This window comes from Reyranella sp., from assembly GCF_004297265.1.
GTDB lineage: Bacteria > Pseudomonadota > Alphaproteobacteria > Reyranellales > Reyranellaceae > Reyranella.
Map to the genome: position 1 here is coordinate 112,375 of NZ_SCUT01000028.1, position 20,440 is coordinate 132,814.

At 66.3% G+C, this 20,440-nt stretch carries 22 protein-coding genes and 1 tRNA gene; 9 read left to right on the top strand and 14 right to left on the bottom strand.

Translation table 11 applies throughout. From position 1 onward, the window contains the following. Positions 1 to 33: 33 nt before the first annotated feature. The 8 genes from EPO41_RS13385 to ribA form a co-directional block, all read right to left on the bottom strand. Positions 34 to 462, bottom strand: coding sequence for a PaaI family thioesterase (locus tag EPO41_RS13385; RefSeq protein ID WP_296325805.1), 429 nt, complete (start codon positions 460 to 462; stop codon positions 34 to 36). Beyond that, positions 459 to 1,472: a zinc-binding dehydrogenase gene (locus EPO41_RS13390; RefSeq protein ID WP_296325807.1), complete on the bottom strand. Its 1,014-nt coding sequence runs from the start codon at positions 1,470 to 1,472 to the stop codon at positions 459 to 461. The genes EPO41_RS13385 and EPO41_RS13390 overlap by 4 nt, the downstream gene beginning before the upstream one ends. Positions 1,473 to 1,474: 2 nt before the next feature. Further along, positions 1,475 to 2,974: a class I adenylate-forming enzyme family protein gene (locus tag EPO41_RS13395; protein ID WP_296325809.1), complete on the bottom strand. Its 1,500-nt coding sequence runs from the start codon at positions 2,972 to 2,974 to the stop codon at positions 1,475 to 1,477. Beyond that, entirely contained in the window at positions 2,968 to 4,059 is a 1,092-nt protein-coding gene (locus tag EPO41_RS13400) for a M14 family metallopeptidase (RefSeq protein ID WP_296325811.1), read from the bottom strand. The genes EPO41_RS13395 and EPO41_RS13400 overlap by 7 nt, the downstream gene beginning before the upstream one ends. Positions 4,060 to 4,109: 50 nt before the next feature. Continuing rightward, the gene (locus EPO41_RS13405) at positions 4,110 to 4,952 is read right to left on the bottom strand and encodes a VOC family protein (protein WP_296325813.1); all 843 of its coding nucleotides are present in this window, start codon (positions 4,950 to 4,952) and stop codon (positions 4,110 to 4,112) included. A gap of 192 nt (positions 4,953 to 5,144) precedes the next feature. Next, positions 5,145 to 6,611, bottom strand: a complete 1,467-nt coding sequence (locus tag EPO41_RS13410) for a GH1 family beta-glucosidase (protein ID WP_296325815.1) — start codon at positions 6,609 to 6,611, stop codon at positions 5,145 to 5,147. 83 nt (positions 6,612 to 6,694) lie between these two features. After that, positions 6,695 to 7,927, bottom strand: coding sequence for an ABC transporter substrate-binding protein (locus EPO41_RS13415; protein WP_296325817.1), 1,233 nt, complete (start codon positions 7,925 to 7,927; stop codon positions 6,695 to 6,697). Between the two features lie 22 nt (positions 7,928 to 7,949). Next, positions 7,950 to 9,113, bottom strand: a complete 1,164-nt coding sequence (gene ribA / locus EPO41_RS13420; protein WP_296325818.1) for a GTP cyclohydrolase II — start codon at positions 9,111 to 9,113, stop codon at positions 7,950 to 7,952. 106 nt (positions 9,114 to 9,219) lie between these two features. On the opposite strand from ribA, the gene EPO41_RS13425 reads away from it, so the two are divergent. Together EPO41_RS13425 and EPO41_RS13430 are read left to right on the top strand one after the other, a co-directional pair. Next, the gene (locus EPO41_RS13425; RefSeq protein WP_296325819.1) at positions 9,220 to 9,918 is read left to right on the top strand and encodes a response regulator transcription factor; all 699 of its coding nucleotides are present in this window, start codon (positions 9,220 to 9,222) and stop codon (positions 9,916 to 9,918) included. A 94-nt stretch (positions 9,919 to 10,012) separates the two neighbouring features. After that, positions 10,013 to 11,080 (top strand): ferritin-like domain-containing protein, encoded by a 1,068-nt coding sequence (locus EPO41_RS13430; RefSeq protein WP_296325820.1) that lies wholly within the window; start codon positions 10,013 to 10,015, stop codon positions 11,078 to 11,080. 71 nt (positions 11,081 to 11,151) lie between these two features. Here EPO41_RS13430 and EPO41_RS13435 read toward each other — a convergent pair whose 3' ends face one another. Both EPO41_RS13435 and EPO41_RS13440 read right to left on the bottom strand, forming a co-directional pair. Then, a complete protein-coding gene (locus tag EPO41_RS13435) occupies positions 11,152 to 11,838 on the bottom strand; it encodes a YoaK family protein (protein ID WP_296325821.1) in 687 nt (228 codons plus the stop codon). Beyond that, on the bottom strand, positions 11,772 to 12,791 hold the full coding sequence (locus EPO41_RS13440) for a ferredoxin--NADP reductase (RefSeq protein WP_296325822.1): 1,020 nt from the start codon (positions 12,789 to 12,791) through the stop codon (positions 11,772 to 11,774). Before EPO41_RS13440 ends, EPO41_RS13435 begins: the two co-directional genes overlap by 67 nt. A 145-nt stretch (positions 12,792 to 12,936) precedes the next feature. Between EPO41_RS13440 and EPO41_RS13445 the strand changes: the two genes are divergently transcribed. Next, entirely contained in the window at positions 12,937 to 14,004 is a 1,068-nt protein-coding gene (locus EPO41_RS13445; RefSeq protein ID WP_296325824.1) for a ferritin-like domain-containing protein, read from the top strand. Between the two features lie 149 nt (positions 14,005 to 14,153). On the opposite strand, the gene EPO41_RS13450 is transcribed toward EPO41_RS13445, so the two are convergent. The 3 genes from EPO41_RS13450 to EPO41_RS13460 all read right to left on the bottom strand — a co-directional run bounded on the left by EPO41_RS13450 (position 14,154) and on the right by EPO41_RS13460 (position 15,645). Then, the gene (locus EPO41_RS13450) at positions 14,154 to 14,813 is read right to left on the bottom strand and encodes a hypothetical protein (RefSeq protein ID WP_296325826.1); all 660 of its coding nucleotides are present in this window, start codon (positions 14,811 to 14,813) and stop codon (positions 14,154 to 14,156) included. Between the two features lie 12 nt (positions 14,814 to 14,825). Further along, entirely contained in the window at positions 14,826 to 15,491 is a 666-nt protein-coding gene (locus EPO41_RS13455; protein WP_296325828.1) for a hypothetical protein, read from the bottom strand. A 78-nt stretch (positions 15,492 to 15,569) separates the two neighbouring features. Next, positions 15,570 to 15,645 (bottom strand) — tRNA-Ala (locus EPO41_RS13460). A gap of 103 nt (positions 15,646 to 15,748) precedes the next feature. Here EPO41_RS13460 and EPO41_RS13465 point away from each other — a divergent pair. The 6 genes from EPO41_RS13465 (at position 15,749) to folD (ending at position 18,623) form a co-directional block, all read left to right on the top strand. Then, entirely contained in the window at positions 15,749 to 16,141 is a 393-nt protein-coding gene (locus EPO41_RS13465; protein WP_296325829.1) for a RidA family protein, read from the top strand. 4 nt (positions 16,142 to 16,145) lie between these two features. Beyond that, a complete protein-coding gene (locus EPO41_RS13470; RefSeq protein ID WP_296325831.1) occupies positions 16,146 to 16,385 on the top strand; it encodes a hypothetical protein in 240 nt (79 codons plus the stop codon). A 3-nt stretch (positions 16,386 to 16,388) separates the two neighbouring features. Next, a complete protein-coding gene (locus EPO41_RS13475) occupies positions 16,389 to 17,036 on the top strand; it encodes an FHA domain-containing protein (protein ID WP_296325833.1) in 648 nt (215 codons plus the stop codon). A 78-nt stretch (positions 17,037 to 17,114) separates the two neighbouring features. After that, the gene (locus tag EPO41_RS13480; protein ID WP_296325836.1) at positions 17,115 to 17,408 is read left to right on the top strand and encodes a YggT family protein; all 294 of its coding nucleotides are present in this window, start codon (positions 17,115 to 17,117) and stop codon (positions 17,406 to 17,408) included. A 47-nt stretch (positions 17,409 to 17,455) separates the two neighbouring features. Continuing rightward, on the top strand, positions 17,456 to 17,728 hold the full coding sequence (locus tag EPO41_RS13485; RefSeq protein ID WP_296325837.1) for a DUF167 domain-containing protein: 273 nt from the start codon (positions 17,456 to 17,458) through the stop codon (positions 17,726 to 17,728). Continuing rightward, the gene (folD, locus tag EPO41_RS13490) at positions 17,721 to 18,623 is read left to right on the top strand and encodes a bifunctional methylenetetrahydrofolate dehydrogenase/methenyltetrahydrofolate cyclohydrolase FolD (protein WP_296325840.1); all 903 of its coding nucleotides are present in this window, start codon (positions 17,721 to 17,723) and stop codon (positions 18,621 to 18,623) included. The genes EPO41_RS13485 and folD overlap by 8 nt, the downstream gene beginning before the upstream one ends. A 7-nt stretch (positions 18,624 to 18,630) precedes the next feature. On the opposite strand, the gene EPO41_RS13495 is transcribed toward folD, so the two are convergent. Further along, positions 18,631 to 20,358 (bottom strand): GSCFA domain-containing protein, encoded by a 1,728-nt coding sequence (locus tag EPO41_RS13495; RefSeq protein ID WP_296325843.1) that lies wholly within the window; start codon positions 20,356 to 20,358, stop codon positions 18,631 to 18,633. Between the last annotated feature and the right edge of the window lie 82 nt (positions 20,359 to 20,440).

Below are 20,440 nucleotides of genomic sequence, written 5' to 3' on the forward strand. Positions count from 1 at the left end.
AAGGCAGACGAAGCAAACTTCATACCGTGTGGTCTAAGCCTGCAGCGTCGAATAGGTCGCACGGCCCACGGCGAGGAGAGCCTTCTGTTCGTTGAACACGTCGACATCGACGACGCCCACGCTCTTGCCGGCGCGGCGCACCCGCGCCGTCGTGATGAGCGATGTCTTGATGGCGGGTCGGAGATAGTCGACGCGGAAGTTGATGGTCGGCAGGGGGCGGCGCAGCGCCATGATCAGCGCATAGTCGCCGACCGTGTCGATGATCGCCGCAAGCGGGCCGCCGTGCCACTGGCCCGTGCCGGCGCCGCGCTCGAATTCCGGCCGCATGGAGCAGGTCATGGTGACCTCCTCCTTCGCGGGATCGGCTGCGATCACTTTCAGGCCGAGAAAGGCGATGAAGGGCGAGCGGTCGAGCTGCGCCTGCATCTCCTCCGGAGTCAGCGGCTGGAGCTTGTCGCTCATGGCGCCACCACGATCTTGCCGAACACTTCGCGGTCCTCGATCACGCGCAGCGCCTCGCGCGCCTCGGCGAGCGGGTAGATCTTGTCGACCAGCACCTTGAGCTTGCCGCTCTGCACCAGCTCCAGAAGCTTCTCGATGTCGGTGCGCATCCAGCCATTGGAACCCAGGATCTTGAGCTCGAAGGTCCAGATGAAGCGGATGTCCTCGGTCGGCGCATAGCCGGCGGTGGCACCGCAGGTCAGCAGACGTCCGCCGACCTTGAGCGTCTTCAACGACGGCACCCAGGTGTCGCCGCCGGTATAGTTCACAACGACATCGATACCCTGATGGCTGAGCGAGCCGCGGCGCGTCGGCTTGCCGTACATCGCCCAGGCTTCCTTCATGAAATCCTTCTCGACGTAGTTGATCGTCTTGTCGGCGCCGAGTTCGGCCAGGCGCTTGGCCTTGGCATCGGTGCCGGCGCAGGCGATCACTTCGCAGCCGGCGAGCTTGGCGAGCTGCAGGCAGCAGACGCCGACGCCACCCGAGGCGCCCAGGATAAGGACCTTCTCGCCCTTCGCGATGTGGCCGTTGGTGACCATCATGCGCAGCGCCGTGCCGTAGGCGACGGGAAGTGCCGCGGCGTCGGCGTAGCTCACGCCGTCGGGGATCTTGATCAGCTGGTGGGCGCGCGCCTTGCACAGTTCGGCCAGACCGCCATGCACCGTCTCGCCCATCAGGCCGCCTTCGACCCGGTTGATCGGGTCGACCAGCACCCGGTCGCCCTTCTTCCAGCCGGTGACGCCGGGACCGACCTCGGCGATCTCGCCGGCGACATCGAGGCCCATGATCGCGGGCATCGGAACCTTGATGCCGGGCATGCCGCGGCGGGTGAAGACATCGTGATAGTTCAGCGACGAGGCCTTCACCGCGACGATCACGTCGCCCTCGCCGGGCGTCGGGTCGGGGAAGCTGGTTTCGAAGACGAGGCGGTCCGGTCCACCATGTTCACGGACGACGGCTGCTTTCATTTTTATACTTCTCCGGTTGGGATCTGCTTTGCGAGAACGCGTTTGTCGATCTTGTTGGTGCCGGCGAGGGGCATCTCGTCGACGAACAGCACCCGTCTCGGATGCTGGTAGGCCGGCGCATTGGCCAGCGCATAAGTCTTCACCGCCTGCTCGTCGAGATCGGCGCCGGCCGCCTTGACGACGAAGGCGATCGGTTTGTGGCCCTTGAGTTCGTCGGGAACGGGAATCACCGCGGCCTGGTGGATGCCGGGATGCCGCTCGAGCATTTTCTCGACCTCGCCGGGATAGATGTTCTCGCCACCACAGACGAACATGTCGTCGACCCGGCCCACGAAATAGAAGAAGCCGTTCTCGTCGCGCCGGAAGACGTCGCTGGTCCGGTAGTAGCCGTCCGGCGTCATCACCTCGGCGGTCTTGGCGGGCAGCTTGTGGTAGTGCGTCATCAGCGCGCCGCACTTCATCTCCAGCGCGCCTTCGTCCTGCACTTCCTTGCCGTCGCGCACCAGGCGCAGCTGCACGGCGGGATGCGGATAGCCGGTCGAGAGTTCCGGCTGGGGCAATCCCTCGGGATGCGGGCCGAACACGACGGGGCCGGCCTCGGTCGTGCCGTAGCCGTTGCTGATGGCCGCCTTGGGAAACACCTCGCGAACCTGGTCGATCAGCGACTGGGTGATCGGCGCGGAGCCCATGCGGACGGCCTCGACGGCGGAGAGGTCGTTGTTCGCCAGCAGTTCGCGCTCGCGCAGCATCATCGCGATCATGGTGGGGACGGAGGTCAGGAAAGCGACACGATGCTTCGCGGCCGCCTCGATGTAGCCGCGGGTCGTGAACTGCGGCAGCAGCACCACGGTGTCGCCGTGCGAGAAGGTGGTCTGGCACATCGCGAGACCATTCATGTGATAGAGCGGCGCGGCCACGAGGGCGCGCTGGCCGATCGGCGCCGGCCGGCGCACGCGCTGGCTGATCGCCCAGAGATGCGAATAGTGCGACAGCACCACGCCCTTGGGCCGGCCCGTCGAGCCCGACGTGTAGAGGAACATCGCCGGTTCCTCCGGCTTCATCGGCACGGGCGTGAAAGGTCCCTCGTCGAGCAGGCTCTCGAAGTCCCGGTCGAAGGAGAGCTTCGGCACGTTGTCGGGCGCCAGCGGCAGCCGCGCATCGTCGCCGATCACCAGCCTGGCATCGCAGTCTCCGACGACATAGGCGACCGTCTCGGCCGGCAGCTTGTAGTTCACCGGAACGGAGACGAGGCCGGCCTGCATCGTGCCGAGGAAGGTCAGCAGGAACTCGGCGCGGTTGGCCGAGAGGATCGCGACCCTGTCGCCGCGCTGCAGGCCGCGCTTCAGAAGCCCGCGCGCCACGGCGCCGCTGAGGCGAATGATGTCGGCGTAGGTGTAGCTGCGTTCGGTCCCGTTGCCGCCCGCGTCGATCAGCGCCAGGCTGTCGGCCGGCACGTCGCGCGAGATCGCGTCGCCCTGATTGTCGTACTTGATCGTCACCATGATGCGAGTCCCGCAAGTGCCTGGTCGGTGAGCTTCAGCCCGTAGTCGAGCGTGTCCTTGCGCCACTGGCCGTCGAAGGGGCAGAAGGCGTCCATCATGTCGGCCTGCAGGGTGGCGCGGATGTCGGGGTCGAGTCCGTGCTGGCGACGCAGCCACTGATCGAGTCGCAGCACGCGGCGCATGTTGACGCCGCGCGTGCCGAACTCGATCACCGCGCCGCACATGTCGCGATTGCCGAGGAAGCGCTGCACGCCCTGGAAGACGAGGCCGGTGTAGTTGGGCCGCTCCATGCCGTGCGGCCGCACGCCGTCGACATTGTCCTTGCCCCACCACTCGCAGGCGCGCGCGAACAGCGGGCCGGCGGGATCGTTGAAGCAGAGGAAGAACGGCTTGCCGTACTCGCCGATGCCGGTGTGCCTGTCGATGAAGGCCACGCGCTCGGCGTCGGCCAGCGTTTCGGCGACGATGGTTTCGAGAGTGCGATTGGACCATTCGCGGTCCGTGCCGCCGAACATCAGCCCGTCCGGGTGCTCGTACTGGCCGCGTGCCAGCGTATCGAACAGCACGTCGCGGCCCTTGCTTTCGGCAAAACGGTCGAGCACGCCGGCGACCCGATCGTTCTCTGCGTCGGTCCATTCGCGGATCAGCAGATCGGCGTGAAGCGTCTCGTAGTGCGGATTGGCGGGCGCGGGGCCCGCATCGCGGTCGATGAAGTTGCGGTTGAGGTCGACGTTGTTCTCGGTCGTGCGCGTGAAGTGCGCGAAGCCGTAGGGATTGAGGCCGTGCACCAGCACCACGCCGACGCCGTCGGGCAGCCGCGCCGGACCGCCCGCGTTCAGCCAGCCGATCTGTACGGCCGAGCCCGAGAAGCCCTCCTGGCCGTGCGTGCCGCTCACGAACAGCCCCTGGCGCGCCGCCTTGCGGTCGCCGAAGCAGGCGACGTCAATCGCCAGCGGGCCTCCGTCCGGCGCCTTCTTCGCAGGGTGCAGGAACGACCGCACTTCACCGTGGGCCGCGGTCGCCGCCTTCAGGAACTTCGCGCGCGCATTGGCATAGCTTGCGGCGAAGCAATCGTAATATTCCATCGAATCCCTTCTCGGCCGCTCCCCAGCAGCCCTGACGATCGTGCTCGAGTCTATTCGATGAACTCCAGCACCGCGTTCAACGCCTGCTTCGCCGGCACGACGACCCGGCCCTCTCCGGCAATCACCCCACTGATGCCGCCAGCCTGCAAGGCACGTGCCGCCTTCGCCGCCGACAGCGTGCGGAAAGTGAGGCCCGCCATATAGGCCTTGCGGCCCTCGGCATCCGGCGCGGCATCGCCGAACTGCGCCTTCAGCTCGTCCTCGGTCACGATGTCGACGCGCGAATTGCTGACCACGACGGACTTGCCGCCCTTGATGTCGCGCACGGCTTCCGGTCCGAACATGTCGGCATAGAGCTTCGAGGCCGCCGCGGGATCCGGCTCGACGATCAGGAAGCGCACGATGGCGACCGTACCGTTGGCATGATGACGCCACTCGTCGCGCCATACGACGTCGCGGGTGAAGTGATGACAGTAGTAGACGCGCCCGTACGGCACGACACCGGCCTTCATGCGCACCGTGCGGAAGCGCGCATCGCGCGTCTCGCCGCCGACCTTCACGGGGCGCGTGAACTCGACGGGCGGGTCGACGGGGACGCCCGCCTTGGCGAGCGCTTCGTAGGTGACGGCCGAGTCTTCCGCGCCGAACACGAGACCGTTGAGGCCGAACGGGAAGGTGAGCAGGTCCAGGCGACCCGACGTTGCGCTCTTCGGAATGGCGATCAGCTCGAGATAGTCCGTGCCGAACATGGCGAGATGGTTCATCGAACCGAGCGAATGATAGCCGCGTTCGGTGAGCGAAAAGCCCAGTCGCGTATAGACATCGGCCGCATGGTCCATGTCGTCACGGGCATTGATGACCACGTGGTCCAGCGTCGCTACGGGCAGCTTCATTTCATTCCCCTCTCGCCGTTCACAGCGTCGCCCATCTTGGCACAGCGGGCACGTCAGGAATTCTTATATTAGGGAGCGATGCTTTCATGCGCGAAAACTGCTTCCAAGTTTCGCGGGCAAAGTAGAAATTAAATCCTATTTCCTGGCTGTCGCGACCAACCCTGTTTTATGGCCTGCGAATTGCTGCGCCGCTCACGCCAGCGCGTTGCGCGAAATGACTTCGCGATAGAAGGCGGCGCTGAGCTTGGGTGTCCGCTTCTGCGTGGCGTAGTCGACGTGGACGAGACCGAACCGTGTCGCGTAACCATCGGCCCATTCGAAATTGTCGAGCAGGCTCCACAGGAAGTAACCGCGGACCGGAACGGCCTCCGCTGTCGCGCGCTGCAGGTGCATCAGGCAGTTTCGCAGGTACATCACGCGGTCGACGTCGTAGACCGCACCGTCCGCCGAAATCTCGTCCGCCGCCGACGCGCCGTTCTCGGTGATGAAGATGTCCTTCACCTGCCACAGCCGGGCGGCGTGACGCGGCGCCCAGTACAGCGCCTCCGGCCCCAGCAGGAGCCAGGAAGAGGCCATGTGCGGATGCGACGACGGGAAGGGCACCGGGGTGAAGCCCGGCGCCGCCTCGCTCGCCAGCACATACTGGCTCGGCGCATAGACGTTCAGGCCGACGAAATCCACCTTGCTGGAGATGATCTTCAGCTCCTGGTCGGTGAACCGCGGCGCGTCGCGGCCGGCCTTCGCGAGCCAGGCATCGGTGTAGCGGCCCTCCAGCATCACCGTGAGGTAGGGTGCGTTCAGCTCGCGCGTCGCCAGTTCCGCGGCCTTGATGTTCTCGGCCGTCTCGACAGCCGGCAGTGCCGTGGCAATGTTTTCCGCAGGCCCCACCTTCGTGCCGCGGCGGCCGCTGGCGCGCACCGCCTGCACGGCCAGTCCATGCGCCAGCACCGCATGGTGACGGACCTGGTTCAATCGACCGAGAGGAAGCTTGAGGCCCGGGGCGAAGTTCCCGGTCTCGTGGCCCTGTTCCACGAAGGTCTGCATCTCGTTGATGGTGAAGACCTGGCGCACGCGATCGGTGAGTCGGCTGGCGACGTAGGCCGCGTAGTCGCCGAACGCCTGGGCGGTGTCGCGCGACTCCCAGCCGCCGCGGTCCTGCAGCGCCTGCGGCAGGTCCCAGTGATAGAGCGTCGCGAACGGTTCGATGCCGGCTTCAAGCAGTTCGTCGACCAGCCGGTCGTAGAAATCGAGGCCCCGGGGATTGGCTGTGCCTGTGCCCTCGGGAAAGATGCGCGGCCAGGCGATCGAGAAGCGATAGGTGCGCGCGCCGATCGACTTCATCAGCGCCACGTCTTCCTTGTAGCGATGGTAGTGGTCGACGCTGACATGGCCGGTCGAGCCGTCGCGGATCCGGCCGGGCTCCCCGGTGAACGTGTCCCAGATCGAGGGACCGCGACCGGCTTCGTGGGCCGCGCCCTCGACCTGATAGGCCGAGGTGGCGGTGCCCCAGCGGAATCCCTCGGGAAAGCCCGGCGCCGGTCGGCGAGGCGTCTGCGCGGGACGGGGGGCGGTGTGTGCCGATCCGTAGGTCGTGGCGGCAAGGGCTGCCGCCCCCGCCGCAGTGAGCAGCGCGCGGCGGCGGGTCAGATTGGAAGGCATCGGGCTGAGTGGCTCCGGTCGGTCAGTGACCGTACGGAAGCATCCCCCGTGCCATCGCGCCCTGCACGGGCAGGTTTCAGTTTTCAGGCGCTTTCGTTACTCAGCACGTCGCCGAACAGCTTCCACGTCTCGCCGTCGAAGGCGGAGAGGCGAACCGACTGGATGGGATAGAAGTCCGTCGGACTGGTGTTGATCGTGATGCCGGGCAGCAGCATGGGCACGACCAGCTTCTTCATGCTGGCGGCCTGCTTCATCAGGTTCTCGCGCGTGAGGTTGTCGCCGCAGGCCTCGAGGCAGTGCTTCATGGTGGCAGAGACGGCATAGGCATAGGTGTTGCCCGAATCGGCGGGGTTGGCATCGGGCAGGTACTTCTTCATCCACGCGTCCCATTCCTTGTAGTCCGCGTCGTTGACCCACTGCTTGTCGGTGGCGTCCTTGAGGTAGGCGGCCGTGATGATGCCCTTGCTGTTCTCGAACCCGGCAGGCTTCAGCACGGCGGCAACCGATGCCGAGACATTGGCAAGATAATGGTCGGGCTTCCAGCCGAGGTCGGCGACCTTGCGGATGGCCTGCGCCGCCGCCTTGGGCGCCGCGTCGTTGAAGAAGACGTTGGCGCCGGTGTTCTTGATCTGGATGATCTGGCTGTCGACCGTGGGATCAGTGACCTCATAGCTCACCTTGGCGGTGACGTACTTCTCGTTCTCCTTGCCGAGGCCGGCGAGGAAGCCGCCAGTATAGTCCTTACCCGAATCGTCGTTCTGGTAGAGCATGCCGATGCGCAGGTCCTTGAGGTTGTCCTTATACTTGGACAGGACGTGCTTGGCGTAGATCGCAGCCTCGGTGTGATAGTCGGGCTGCCAGCCCATGGTCCACGGGAACTCCTTGGGCATACCCCACTTCGAGGCGCCGGTTGCCACGAAGAGCTGCGGCACCTTCTTCTGGTTCAGATATTTCTGCACGACCGTGTTGGTCGGCGTGCCCAGCAGCTGGAAGATCGCGAAGACCTTGTCGTCCTCGACCAGCTTGCGAACCATCTCGACGGTCTTGGGTGGCACGAAGCCGTCGTCGTAGGTGATGAAGCTGATCTTGCGGCCGTTGATGCCGCCATTGTCGTTCACCATCTTCCAGTAGGCCTCGATCGCCTTGCCGATGGTGCCGTAGGCCGAGAGCGGTCCGCTATAGGGATTGGTGTGGCCGAGCTTGATCTCCTTGTCGGTGACGCCGGTGTCGTACTTCTTCTGGGCACGCACGATATACGGGGAGAACGCGAACGCAGCACTACCGGCCGCGAAAACGCGGCGACGCATCTTGGTCATGTTTCCTCTCCAGTCGTCGTTATTAGAGCAGGTGGCCTGCTCGCTCCGCCTTGGTGCGAAGATAGTTCTCGTTGTGCCCGTTGGACGGGAAGGAATGCGGGACCCTCGCCGCGACCTCGATGCCGTAGCGTTCGAGCTGGGCGATCTTCTCCGGATTGTTGGTCATCAGCCGCACGCGCTGGATGCCCATGCGCGACAGCATCGTGGCGGCCGGCGCGTAGATGCGCTCGTCGGCGTCGAAGCCGAGCTGCTCGTTGGCGTCGATCGTGTCGAAGCCGTCGTCCTGAAGCTCGTAGGCGCGCAGCTTGTTGACCAGGCCGATGCCGCGGCCCTCCTGCGCCAGGTAGAGCAGCACGCCCGATCCCTGTTTGGCGATCTCGGCGATGGCGCTGCGCAGCTGCACGCCGCAATCGCAGCGCAGCGAGCCCAGCAGGTCGCCGGTGAAACATTCTGAATGGAGGCGGATCAGGACGGGCTCGGTCGGGTCGATCTCGCCGACGACGATGGCGAGGTGCTCCTTGCCGCCGTCGCTGGGACGCCAGGCCAGGATGCGGGCGTTCTCGGCGCCTTCGAGCGGCACATGCGCCTGCGCGACCTGCTGCAGCGTCCGCGAAGCGGTTTCCTCGTAGGCCGACACGTCGGCCGCGGCGACATAGACGAGATCCTGCTCGCGGGCCCAGTCGCGCCGCTTGTTGCCCGGATCTCGGGTCAGGGGTCCCAGGACCACCGCCGGCAGGAGGCGCGAGAGCTTGGCGAGTTCGATCGCCGCCTGCGCGATGCCGGGGGCATGGCTGGCCACGGGTCGGGACAGATGGCGAAGGGCCACGTGACGGCCGGTCCTGTCGCTCTCGTGCGGCCGCAGGATCACGTCGACGGGGACGCCCTCCGGCAGGTCGATGGTGATCGGCTTGTTGGTCTCGCCCATGCCGCCCGCGATGTGCGGGGGGATGTCCATGCCGATCGCCTCGGCGCGCCGGCGGGTGGTGACCAGCACCGGAGCGTTCTGGGCGAGACCCTGCAGTCGCTGCAGGGCGCGCGGGCCGCAGGATTCGGCGGCGATGACCAGGCCGCCGGCCCCTTCCGCGTCCCGCAGCACCACGATTCCGCCGCGGCGAAGCTCCGCCATGGCGCGTTCGACGGCGGCGACTGCAGCCGCGCTGCGGGAGTGGGCCGGGTTGGAATTCATGACTCTCACGGTATCACGCCACGGGATTTCGCCGAAGTGAACCACTTTTGTGCCCAGATCGTACCGGATAGAATATATTTCCAGATGGCTGGCAGGTAGCAGACGCATGTCCGTGAACAATCGTGGCAAGAAAATCCTGTTGGTCGATGACGACCAGGCGTTGCGCACGGTGCTCGCCGAGCAGCTCGATCTCTATGATGGTTTCACCACCATCCAGGTCAGCACCGCGGCCGAAGGGCTGGAGAAGGCCAAGCTCGCCCATTACGACGCCATCCTGCTCGATATCGGCCTGCCCGACATGGACGGTCGCGAGCTGTGCAAGCTGATGCGCCGGGAGGGCGTGCGCGCGCCGATCATCATGCTGACCGCCGCCGACAGCGACGCCGACACGATTCTGGGCCTGGAATCCGGTGCCAACGACTATGTGACCAAGCCGTTTCGCATCAATGTCCTGCTCGCGCGCCTGCGCGCCCATCTGCGCCAGCACGAGCGCAGCGAGGACGCCGTCATGTCGATCGGCCCCTACGAGTTCCACCCCGCGGGCAAGCTGCTGATGGAGAAGGGCGGGAAGAAGAAGGTCCGCCTGACCGACAAGGAAGCCTCGATCCTGAAGTACCTGTTCCGCGCCGGCGACCGGCCGGTGGGGCGGGACGTCCTGCTGAACGAGGTCTGGGGTTACAACGCCGGCGTCACGACCCACACCCTGGAGACCCACATCTACCGGCTGCGCCAGAAGATCGAGAAGGACCCGGCCAGCGCCGCGATCCTGGTGACCGACCGCGGGGGCTACCGGCTGCAGCCCTGACGGGCTGTGATGGGTCGGGGGGCTTGCCAATATATGAGCGAGGCGTCATCTTTCCGGCAAGCAATAGCCAGAACCACCCTGGGAGGGTGATGCCATGACCACGCAACGGATCTACGCCCTGCCCGTCGACGTGACGCAATGGACGTTCGACGGCGCGACCGACCTCCTGTTCAACTGGGAATACGACGACGGTTCCGCGCCGCTGCTCGAACTCTACGAGAAGGGCAAGCAGCAGCAGTGGGACGCCAGCACGCGGCTGGACTGGTCGCTCGAGCTCAATCCCGACAATCCGATGGAGCTGAAAGACGAGGCGATCTCGATCTACGGCACCGATCACTGGAACAGGATGAACGAGAAGGAGCGGAGCTGGCTCAGGCTCCATCTCCAGGCCAATTCGATCTCGCAGTTCATGCATGGCGAGCAGGGTGCCCTGATCGCCACCGCCAAGATCGTCGGCACGGTTCCCGACATGAACGCCAAGTTCTATGCCGCCACCCAGGTGATGGACGAGGCCCGTCACGTCGAGGCCTACAAGCGGCTGCTGCACGACAAGTTCAAGGTTGCCTATCCGATCAACAAGGCGCTGCAGACCCTGCTCGAGCAGACGCTGACCGACCGCCGCTGGGACATGACCTATCTCGGCATGCAGGTGCTGATCGAAGGTCTGGCGCTCGCCGCCTTCCAGTCGATCCGCGACAAGGCCGGCAACACGCTGGCTGGCGCGGTGAACGCCTACGTCATGCAGGACGAGGCGCGCCACGTCTCCTTCGGTCGGCTGGCACTGCGTGAATACTACCCGCACCTGTCGGATGCCGAGCGCGACGAGCGCGAGGAATTCGTGGTCGAGGCGCTCTACTTCATGCGCGACCGCTTCAATCAGTCCGAGGTCTGGGAGCGGCTCGGCCTGCCGGCCAAGGTGCTCGACGACATCCACTACAATTCCAAGCAGATGCAGTCCTTCCGCGGTCGCCTGTTCAGCCGCGTCGTGCCGACCGTGAAGGACATCGGCCTGTGGGGGCCACGCGTGCAGAAGGCCTTCGCCGATATGGGGGTGATGGACTACGCCAAGATCGATGTCGCCGAGGTTCTCGCCAACGACGGCAAGGTGGCCGAGGAGTTCGACCGGAAGATGTTCGTCGAGAAGGCGATCGCGGCGGCTTAGCGGAGCGTTCGTTCTTCGGCGCTCTCGGACATTGCGAGCAATGTCCTGTCGCTCAACGGGCTGAGCGTCGCTCAGCCCAGCAACGGCAGCATCAGGATCAGCAGGGCGGCCGGGACGAGCAGCGGCCAGGCCAGCACCGGCAGCAGGAGGCCGCCGATCACGGCGCCCACGAGGTAGCCCGTCCAGGTTAGCGCCAGCAGCCCGGTGTTGAGGGCCGAGGGCGGGGATATCGCGGCGCCACGCCACAGCCGGTCGACGGCGGCGTCGGCGGTGCGGGCCAGGGTGCTGGTGACGACGACGGTGCTGACCGAATGGCCTGCGAAGCTGGTGATCGTCGAGGCCTGCAGTCCCATCGCGAAAGCGACGATCATCACTGCATTTTCCTCCCCAATGGGCAGGAAGCCCACGATCGCGAGGAGCGCCGCTTCGAGCAGGATGCCCGCCGCGGGCCCCTTGAACAGGCGTACCATCGCGCGGGCCAGCATGGCGCCGGGGAAGAAGGCGACCAGCGGCGTGAGGTGGTTCCACGCGCCGAGATGGTTGCCCTTGGCGATGTCGATGCCGGCCAACACCGTGTTCCCGGTCATGTTGGCGGCGAACACGCCACCCATGGTGACGTAGCCCACGGCGTCGGCGATGCCGGCGACCAGGGTCAGGATGGTCGCCTGGGCGAGGGGACGGGCGCCGATCGCTACACCACGTCGTAGGTGATCTCGACCTCGGCCCCGAAACAGTGGCCCTGGCAGGTCAGGATCCAATTGTTGGCGAGATCCTCCGGCGTATAGATGTCGTTCTTGGCCAGGATGACCTTGCCCTTGATGCGCTTGGCCGCGCAGGAGGCGCAGAAGCCTTCCTCGCAGGAGGAGAGCGGGTTGAGCCCGCCGGCGCGCGCCGCCTCCAGGATCGTCTGCCCCTTGGCATAGGCCACCTTGTGCACCTTGCCCTCGAAATGGATCGTGATCTCGCTCGGGATCACGTCGCCTTCCTCGCTGGGCTGGATCGGGATCGCGTCGTTGCCCGAGGCCTCGAACCGCTCGATGCGCACCTTGTCGTGCGGCATGCCGTGCTCGAACAGCGTCTCCTCGACCAGCTTCATGAACGGGCCGGGGCCGCAGAGATAGACGTCGCCCGCCTCGAACCCTTTCATGGCGGCGACGATCTCCTCGGGCTTGATGATGCCCTGCGTCGCGTCGAGGTGATGGACGATTTCCAGCCGGCCGGGATGCGCGGCCAGCAGCGCCTCGAACTCGGCGTCGAAGATCACCGATTGCTTGTCGCGGTTGGCATAGAACAGGCGGATGCGGCGCGGCCCCCTGAGGGCGCTCTTGATCAGGGACATCATCGGCGTGATGCCGCTGCCGCCGCCGAACAACAGCAGCGGGGCGTCGCCGTCGCCCAGCACGAAGCGGCCGGCGGGCGGCAGCACGTCCAGCATGCCGCCTTCGGTCAGCGAGTCGTGGAACCAGTTGGAGCCCCTGCCGCCGGCCACCCGCTTGATCGTCACCTTCGGCAACCCGTCGGTCTCGGGCGCGCTGGACAGGGAGTAGCAGCGGTTGAAGGCGCCGTCGGCATGGGGAACGCGGAAGGTCAGGAACTGGCCGGCGCGGTAGCGGTACTTTTCCGCCAAGTCGGGCGGAATCTCTAGGACGAAGGAGCGGGCGTCCGGCGTTTCCTGGATGATCTTGGCGATGCGCAGCTGATTGTAGGACATCAAAAACTCGTCTTCAGATGCCCGATTTCCGGGCGGACTCTCCTAGCAGACTGTGCTAGCGTCCGCCGAGAAAAATGAGCGGAGCGTCATTGTTCCGACGCTCCATAGGGATGGGACAAGGTTCAGGGCCAGGAGGCAAGAGCCGATGACAACGCAAAAAATTTATCAGCTGCCGGTCGAGATCACGAACTGGAAGTTCGATGGCGCGACCGAGATCGCCTTCAACTGGGAATACGAGGACGGGTCCGCCGACCTGCTGAACCTTTACGAGAAGGGCAAGCAGCAGCAGTGGGACACCAGCACCCGTATCGACTGGACCCAGGAGCTGTTCGAAGGCAACCCGATGGGCATGGCCGACGAGACGATCCCGATCTACGGCTCGCCCTTCTGGGACAAGATGACAGACAAGGAGAAGGACTGGCTGCGCTTCAACCTGCAGTGCCATTCCATCTGCCAGTTCATGCATGGCGAGCAGGGCGCGCTGATCGCCACCGCCAAGATCGTCAACACCGTGCCGGACATGAACGCGAAGTTCTATGCCGCGACGCAGGTGATGGACGAGGCCCGTCACGTCGAGAGCTACAAGCGTCTGATCCACGAGAAGTTCAAGGCGGCCTATCCGATCACGGATTCGCTCAAGAACCTGCTTGAGCAGACGCTGACCGACCGTCGCTGGGACATGACCTATCTCGGCATGCAGGTGCTGATCGAAGGCCTGGCGCTCGCCGCCTTCCAGCGCATCCGCGACACCGCCAAGAACAACCTGGCCGGCGCCGTGAACGCCTACGTCATGCAGGACGAGGCGCGGCACGTCACCTTTGGCCGCATGGCGCTGCGCGAATACTATCCGCACATCTCCGATGCCGAGCGCGCCGAGCGCGAGGAGTTCGTCGTCGAGGCGCTGTACTTCATGCGCGACCGCTTCAACCAGGGCGAGGTCTGGGCGCGGTCCGGCCTGCCGGTGAAGGAGATGCTGGAGCACGCCTACCACTCGGGCGCCATGCAGTCGTTCCGCACCCGCCTCTTCACCCGCATCGTGCCGATCCTCAAGGAGATCGGCCTGTTCGGGCCGAAGGTGCAGAAGGCGCTGGGCGAGATGGGCGTGCTGGGCTACGCCGAGGTCGACGTCGAGAAGCTGATCGCCAACGACCTCAAGGTCGCCGAGGACTTCGACGCCAAGAAGTTCGTGAACGCCCAGATCGCCGCCGAGTAGCGCAGCAATCGCAGCTGGAATCGGAAAAGGGGGCCGCGAGGCCCCCTTTTCATATCTGTCGTCCTGGGCGATAGCGAAGGACCTCACGCCCGCGAGGGAGTCCGCCGGTCGCTCGGCAAGGTCCTTCGCTATCGCTCAGGACGACGCGGTTATTGGCACGCCTCGATGCGCGGCGGCGCGCCGAGCACGGTCGCGACCTTCGAGATGTCGAGGCAGCGCGTGCCGATCCAGGCCCTGGTCTGCACGAAGATCGCGAAGCGCGCGAAGGTGTCGGCCTGTTCGGCGGGGGTCGGTCGCTTGCGCGCCAGCAGCCAGCTGAGCGCGTAGATGTTGCCGGTCGCGAAGTCGGCCGACGGGATGTCTGGGTCTTTCGCCCAGAGAGCGACATTCTTCCTGGCCGCGCCCGTCGGATCGGCGAGGCCGCCGAGCCAGCTGCTGGCGTTCGCGGCCAGCGCATAGGAGCCGCCGTTCTGGGCGATCAGCGCCTTCACTTCTCCGGCCGCAGCGACATAGCCCTGGCCCTCGACCGTGCTGCCGGCGCAGCCCAGGCGACAGAGCGCCACGAACATCAGGTATTCGGCGAGGATGATCTCGACGTTGCCGTTGTTGTGCCGGCGCCAGGCGCGCGCGAGGTTCCACCCCTGGGTCAGCTCCGCCCCGGTCCAGGGTTTGGCGGCGAGGGGCGTGTCGCGTTCCAGCTCGCCGATCACCGCCTGCGCCGCGGCCTGCCATTCGGCGGGGATCTGGGCCGCCGCCGGTGTGGCGGTGCCCAGCAGGATCAGCAGCAGGATCGCGCGGAGTTGTCTCATGGCGGGCTCCCTTCAGTATTTGCGGGCCGTCTTGCGGTCGCGGCTTTCGTACTGGACGAGGTCGTCGGCCCTGAGCACGGTGGCGTCGGGCGCCATCAGCCACCGCTTCTGCGTCGGCCTGATGAGCGGATAGTGGCGCGCATCGTCGAGCGCGGCGCCGACTTCCCAGCAATCCTCCTCGTTGGTGATCCAGGTGTCGGGCGCGAAGCGGCGCAGGTCGATCGAGGTCGAATAGGTGCGCAGGGTCTTGCGGCCCTTGTTGAAGTATTCGTGGAAGTAGGACATCGCCAGTTCGCGCAGGCTCCGATAGACCGGGTCGCGCCAGCGCAGCCAGACATGATTGCTCTTGGAGATCGCGCCCCAGCAGCCGTCGCGGCGGAACAGGGTGACGACGTGATCGGCATCCTCGCGCGTGGCCGTCAGGTCCATGACCAGGGGAGGCTCGCCCTGCAGCCACAGGGCGCAGGCCGCGACGAACGCCGCCTCGAGGCAATGGGCCTCGCGATGGCGCAGCACGCCGCGCACGGAACGCAGGCTGTCGCCGTCCGGCTCGAAATTGGCCGGGAGGGCGGAGACGTATTCCTGCACGCGCTGTGGCGTGCGGAGCGACGCGAGGAGGCGTCCTTCCGCAGCGGTGAGGCCGAGTTCTTCCGGTGTGGGACGTTTGCGTCTGCGCATCGAGTGCAATAGTGCCGTGATGCGCCGGGACAGGCCAGTGAATGAGGCCGGATGCAAACGGCCGAGGGTCGGGGTGGTTGGTGGAGCTGAGGGGGATCGAACCCCTGACCTCCTCATTGCGAACGAGGCGCTCTCCCAGCTGAGCTACAGCCCCCTCCGACCCTTGGAGAACCGCGCGGATAATGGTTACCGGGCCCCCTGTCAAGCAAACCGGCCTGTGATAGCGTCCGGTCCCCGTTTTCATCGAGAGGTAGACCGTGGCCCACGCCAAGAAGATCGTCCAGACGGACGCCGCCCCCAAGGCCCTCGGCCCCTATTCGCAGGCGGTCGTGGCCAATGGCCTGGTGTTTTGTGCGGGGCAAATCCCGCTCGATCCCGCGACCGGCGAGATCGTCGAGGGCGGCATCGCCGAGCAGACGCACCAGGTGCTGAAGAACCTGCGCGCGGTACTGAAGGCGGCGGGCAGCGACCTCGGCCATGCGGTCAAGACCACTGTGTTCCTGAAGAGCATGGACAGCTTCGCCGCCATGAACGAGGTGTATGGCCTGCCCGAATATTTCGGCAGCGCGACGCCCGCGCGCTCGACCGTGGAAGTCGCCCGGCTGCCGCGCGACGTCATGGTCGAGATCGAAGTCGTTGCCCTCGCCTGACGTCATGGCCAGCCTGGTGACATGGGTGCTGGCCCTGGGCTCCCTCACGGTGGCCCTGATGCTGGTCAGCTACGTGCTGATGTCCCTGATCCTCATCATCCCGACCTGGCGCATCTGCACGCGGGCCGGTTTCTCCGGGGCGCTGTCGCTCTTCCATCTGGTGCCGTTCATCGGCTCGTTCATCGTCATGGGCATGCTGGCCTTCAGCACCTGGCCCACCGGCGAAGCGTCCCCGAGGCGCTAGCCGATGGGCGTGGAAATCGCGGCCCTGACGAGCCTCTTCGGCCTGACCGGTGCCTTCGCACTGGTCGGCACCGTGCTGGCGGCGTGGATGGCCTGGCGCATCGTGGAAAAGGCAGGTCTGCCGGGATGGGCAGGCCTCGGCGCCATCCTGCTCACCTTGACCGCCGTGGGCACGATCGTGCCGCTGATCCTGCTCTGGGTCTTCGCCTTCATGCGCTGGCCGCGCGATGAGGCGGACTCCGCCGGCTCGTTCGGCTTCGCGCCCTCGCGCGGCGGCGCTCCGACGACGGGACCCGTCGCCCTGTCGGGTCCGCCGGTGGCGCTGCCCGATGCGCGCGGCTGGCGGCTTTCCGGCAGGCTCGGCAATGGCGGCACGGTCTCGCTCGCCGTCGCCGGCACCGCCGGCACCTATGCGCTGACGGGCGCCGATACCGGAGCGCCGACCGATCTCAGCGTGCCCGATCCGTCGGTCGGCCAGCCCCATGCCAGGCTCATGCTCTCGGGCAACCGTCTCGGCCTCGAGGATCTCGGAAGCCCGGGCGGGACCTTCCTCGACGGCGCCCGGCTGCTGCCCGAGCACGGACCGCGCGACATCAGCGCGGTGCGCTCGATCCGGCTGGGCAGCGTGGAACTCAGCCTGACGCGGGCCTGAATGGGCTTGTGATCGGCAAGGCCCGCCGAGTAGGGTGCCGCGGCCGGCGGTTGGCCGGCCTCAAGGCGCGGGGGCCCGATGCTGTCGTTGGCGGTGCTGATCGACAAGGTGATCGACATCTACACCTGGATCGTGATCGCGAGCGCGATCATGAGCTGGCTGGTCGCGTTCGGCGTGGTGAATGTCCGCAATCAGTTCATCCGCGTCGTGGTCGACCTGCTCTTCAGGTTGACCGAGCCGGTCCTACGCCCGATCCGCCGCGTGCTGCCGAACCTGGGCGGCGTTGATATCTCGCCCGTCATCCTCCTGCTCGGCCTGTTCTTCATCCGCAGCCTGCTGTGGGAGTATGTCTGGCCGGCCTTCGTGCGCTGAGCGCTCCCCCGACCGATCCCATTTTCCTGCGCCGGAACCCCGGCGGCGTGACCATCCAGCTGCGCGTGCAGCCGCGGGCGCGCCGCACGGCGCTCGAGCGCACGCCCGAAGGCGCGCTCAGGGCCGCGGTGACGGTGGCTCCCGAGGATGGCAAGGCCAATGCGGCCGTCGTCGCCCTGCTGGCAGACGCTTGGCGCGTGCCGAAATCGACCATAGAAATCGTGCGCGGCGGAACGGCACGGGAGAAGACGCTCAGCGTCGCGGGCGAGCCCGATGCGCTCGCCAGACGGATTGCCGAATGGATGGACAAGAATGGCTGATGCAAAACTGATCGACGGAAAAGCCTTCGCGGGCGGCCTGCGCCAGAAGGTGGGCGCCGGGGTTGCCGATTTCGTCGCCAAGGGTGGGCCGAAGCCCGGCCTCGCCACGGTGCTTGTCGGCGCCGATCCGGCCAGCCAGGTCTATGTCCGCAGCAAGGGCAGGCTCGCGGTCGAGCTCGGCATGGCGAGCTTCGACCATCAGCTGCCCGAGGACACGACCCAGGCCGAGCTGCTGGAGCTGATCGGGCGCCTCAACGCCGATCCCTCGGTGAACGGTATCCTGGTCCAGCTGCCGCTGCCCAAACATCTCGACACGGCGCAGGTCCTGATCGCCATCGATCCGGCCAAGGATGTCGACGGCTTCCACCCGGTGAATGTCGGCCGCCTCGGCTCGATCGCGCCCGGCGCACCGCTCGACTTTCCGGTGCCCTGCACTCCGCTCGGTGTCTCGATGCTGCTGCAGGATGCGCTGGGCTCGCTGTCCGGCCTCAATGCGGTGATCGTCGGCCGGTCCAACCTCGTGGGCCGCCCCGTGGCGCAACTCCTGCTGCGCGCCGATTGCACGGTGACCATCACCCATTCGCGCACGCGCGACCTCCCCGGCATCTGCCGTCAGGCCGATATCCTGGTCGTCGCGATCGGCAAGACCGAGTTCGTGAAGGGCGACTGGATCAAGCCGGGCGCCGCGGTGATCGACGTCGGCATCAATCGCATCCCGACGCCGGAGGGCAAGAGCCGGCTGGTCGGCGACGTGGCCTTCGCCGAGGCGCAGAAGGTGGCGGGATACATCACGCCGGTGCCGGGCGGCGTCGGCCCCATGACCGTGGCCTGCCTCATGTTCAACACGTTCCAGGCTGCACGTCACAAGGCCGGATTGGCGATGACGGCCGCCTGAGCGGCGTTCAGGCCTTTCCGACGGCGCGCCGGATCAGGGCGGTCGACCATCGTGCGGCCCTTTCGAGAGGGGTCGCCGCATCGGCGGTTGCGACGCCAGCCTGGCGCGACGGCAGGCGGGCCTTCCGGATCTCGGCGCGCAGGCGCAGGCCCGTCTTCTCGTTCGGATCGTGGAGCAGGGCGCGGTCGACCCATTCGGCCGCTTCAGGCCAGCGATCCTGCTTCGCCAGGAACTCGGCGAAGGCGGCCATGTAGAGGGCATTCTCCACGAGCCCGTTGCACTCGCGCAGGAACGCTTCGGCATCCTCGAGCCGTCCCAGCCGCTCGCAGTAACGCGCCTTCCAGTGGAGCAGCAGCGATTTGCGCTCGAGGGGCCAGCGGATCCTGTCGAGCACGACGAAGCCTTCCTCGAATCGGCCGAGATGATAGTAGGCCTCGACCCGCTGCAGCGAGGGGTCGAGCATTGCCTTGCCGTGTTCGCAGGCCTTCTCGGCCTGCAACGCGGCTTCCTCGTGGCGACCGCTCTCGTTGTAGTGGCGTGCGAGCAGGGTGCGGCCGGGAACGCTTTCGTGGGTTTCCAGCAACGCGAGCAGCAGGGATTCCGCGGCGGCGCCATTGCCGGCCCGGAGATGCGCCCGTGCCAGCGCGATCGCGAGGTCGGGATTCCCGGGATGTGACGTCCAGGCCTGCTGCAGCCGCTTGAGGCCGGCCTGGAAGCGTCCGGCAGCGCCATCCTCGCGGGCGCGTGCGATCACGTTGGCAATGGTGTCGTCGCCGGTCTCGACATAGCGGTTGATCATGCGGTCGACGTTGAAGCGCACCATCGACGTCTGGATATGGACCTGGTCGTCGACGAAGGCGATCGACCGGTCGGTCAGGACCACGCTCTCGTAGGAGGGGAAGTATTCGATGTGGGCCCGGTCGGCGACGAACGGCTCGACCGCCGCCCGCAGGACCGCCTTGCTGTAGGCGTTCGCCACCGCCACGTCGGACGAGGTGAAGGTCGCCTGGAGCGGCACGGGCGAGACGGTGAGGATGATGCGATGACCGGGCGGGCAAACCCGGTCGAGCAGGTCGACGAGGTCGGCGAGCGAACGGGTCACGTCGGCATAGTCGAGAACATGCAGTTCGAAGCGAGAGGGATCGGTTCGGACGATTCCCTTGGGCGGCGGGCAGTTGATGTAGAGACCCGAGCGATTGTCGAACCACGCCTCGATCAGGCCGAGGGTGATCAGCACCACATGGCTGCTGGCGAGATTGCGATAGATCGCGCTGATGTCGTTGCGCCGCCCGACCAGCGCTTCGGCGGCGACGGGCCGGAAGCCCAGCGTCAGCTGCGGGTCGATATATCGCCCCGGCGCCACTTCGATGGCATGGCGGTCGATGTCGAATTCCTCGAGGCCGAACGCCCAGCGGATCTGCGGCGCGATCGCCGGCGGCACGTAGTTGTTCAGGATCGTCGTCGGATCACCGCTCCACCCGGTCTTGTCGACCTTCAGGGCCAGCGTGGGAATGTCGAAGCCGCGGTCTGCCAGCGTCCTTTCGATGCCGCGGGCGAAGCAGGAACCGATGGTGAAGATGCGCTGGCCCGGCTCCAGCGTGAAGCGCGGCTTGAACGATGGATCGGCGAAGTGCGCGAACCTGTTCGCAGGATCGTCACGACGCGGCCAGTTGCTGTCCGGATTGGCCCTTAACGTTCCGTAGGCGTCGGCAGCGCTGATCCGGCGGATTGGCATCGTGTCTCTGACCCTCTGGACACATGGCTAGCATCCCTGAGTGACCGGGGGAAAGCCGCCTCCTGTCCACGACCTCGCGTGC

What these genes read in the sequence shown, in the direction of transcription:
- EPO41_RS13385 (WP_296325805.1), bottom strand. Translation starts at nt 462, where the DNA reads ATGAGCGACAAGCTCCAGCCGCTGACTCCGGAGGAGATGCAGGCGCAG.
- EPO41_RS13390 (WP_296325807.1), bottom strand. Translation starts at nt 1,472, where the DNA reads ATGAAAGCAGCCGTCGTCCGTGAACATGGTGGACCGGACCGCCTCGTC.
- EPO41_RS13395 (WP_296325809.1), bottom strand. Translation starts at nt 2,974, where the DNA reads ATGGTGACGATCAAGTACGACAATCAGGGCGACGCGATCTCGCGCGAC.
- EPO41_RS13400 (WP_296325811.1), bottom strand. Translation starts at nt 4,059, where the DNA reads ATGGAATATTACGATTGCTTCGCCGCAAGCTATGCCAATGCGCGCGCG.
- EPO41_RS13405 (WP_296325813.1), bottom strand. Translation starts at nt 4,952, where the DNA reads ATGAAGCTGCCCGTAGCGACGCTGGACCACGTGGTCATCAATGCCCGT.
- EPO41_RS13410 (WP_296325815.1), bottom strand. Translation starts at nt 6,611, where the DNA reads ATGCCTTCCAATCTGACCCGCCGCCGCGCGCTGCTCACTGCGGCGGGG.
- EPO41_RS13415 (WP_296325817.1), bottom strand. Translation starts at nt 7,927, where the DNA reads ATGACCAAGATGCGTCGCCGCGTTTTCGCGGCCGGTAGTGCTGCGTTC.
- ribA (WP_296325818.1), bottom strand. Translation starts at nt 9,113, where the DNA reads ATGAATTCCAACCCGGCCCACTCCCGCAGCGCGGCTGCAGTCGCCGCC.
- EPO41_RS13425 (WP_296325819.1), top strand. Translation starts at nt 9,220, where the DNA reads ATGTCCGTGAACAATCGTGGCAAGAAAATCCTGTTGGTCGATGACGAC.
- EPO41_RS13430 (WP_296325820.1), top strand. Translation starts at nt 10,013, where the DNA reads ATGACCACGCAACGGATCTACGCCCTGCCCGTCGACGTGACGCAATGG.
- EPO41_RS13440 (WP_296325822.1), bottom strand. Translation starts at nt 12,791, where the DNA reads ATGTCCTACAATCAGCTGCGCATCGCCAAGATCATCCAGGAAACGCCG.
- EPO41_RS13445 (WP_296325824.1), top strand. Translation starts at nt 12,937, where the DNA reads ATGACAACGCAAAAAATTTATCAGCTGCCGGTCGAGATCACGAACTGG.
- EPO41_RS13450 (WP_296325826.1), bottom strand. Translation starts at nt 14,813, where the DNA reads ATGAGACAACTCCGCGCGATCCTGCTGCTGATCCTGCTGGGCACCGCC.
- EPO41_RS13455 (WP_296325828.1), bottom strand. Translation starts at nt 15,491, where the DNA reads ATGCGCAGACGCAAACGTCCCACACCGGAAGAACTCGGCCTCACCGCT.
- EPO41_RS13470 (WP_296325831.1), top strand. Translation starts at nt 16,146, where the DNA reads ATGGCCAGCCTGGTGACATGGGTGCTGGCCCTGGGCTCCCTCACGGTG.
- EPO41_RS13475 (WP_296325833.1), top strand. Translation starts at nt 16,389, where the DNA reads ATGGGCGTGGAAATCGCGGCCCTGACGAGCCTCTTCGGCCTGACCGGT.
- EPO41_RS13480 (WP_296325836.1), top strand. Translation starts at nt 17,115, where the DNA reads ATGCTGTCGTTGGCGGTGCTGATCGACAAGGTGATCGACATCTACACC.
- folD (WP_296325840.1), top strand. Translation starts at nt 17,721, where the DNA reads ATGGCTGATGCAAAACTGATCGACGGAAAAGCCTTCGCGGGCGGCCTG.
- EPO41_RS13495 (WP_296325843.1), bottom strand. Translation starts at nt 20,358, where the DNA reads ATGCCAATCCGCCGGATCAGCGCTGCCGACGCCTACGGAACGTTAAGG.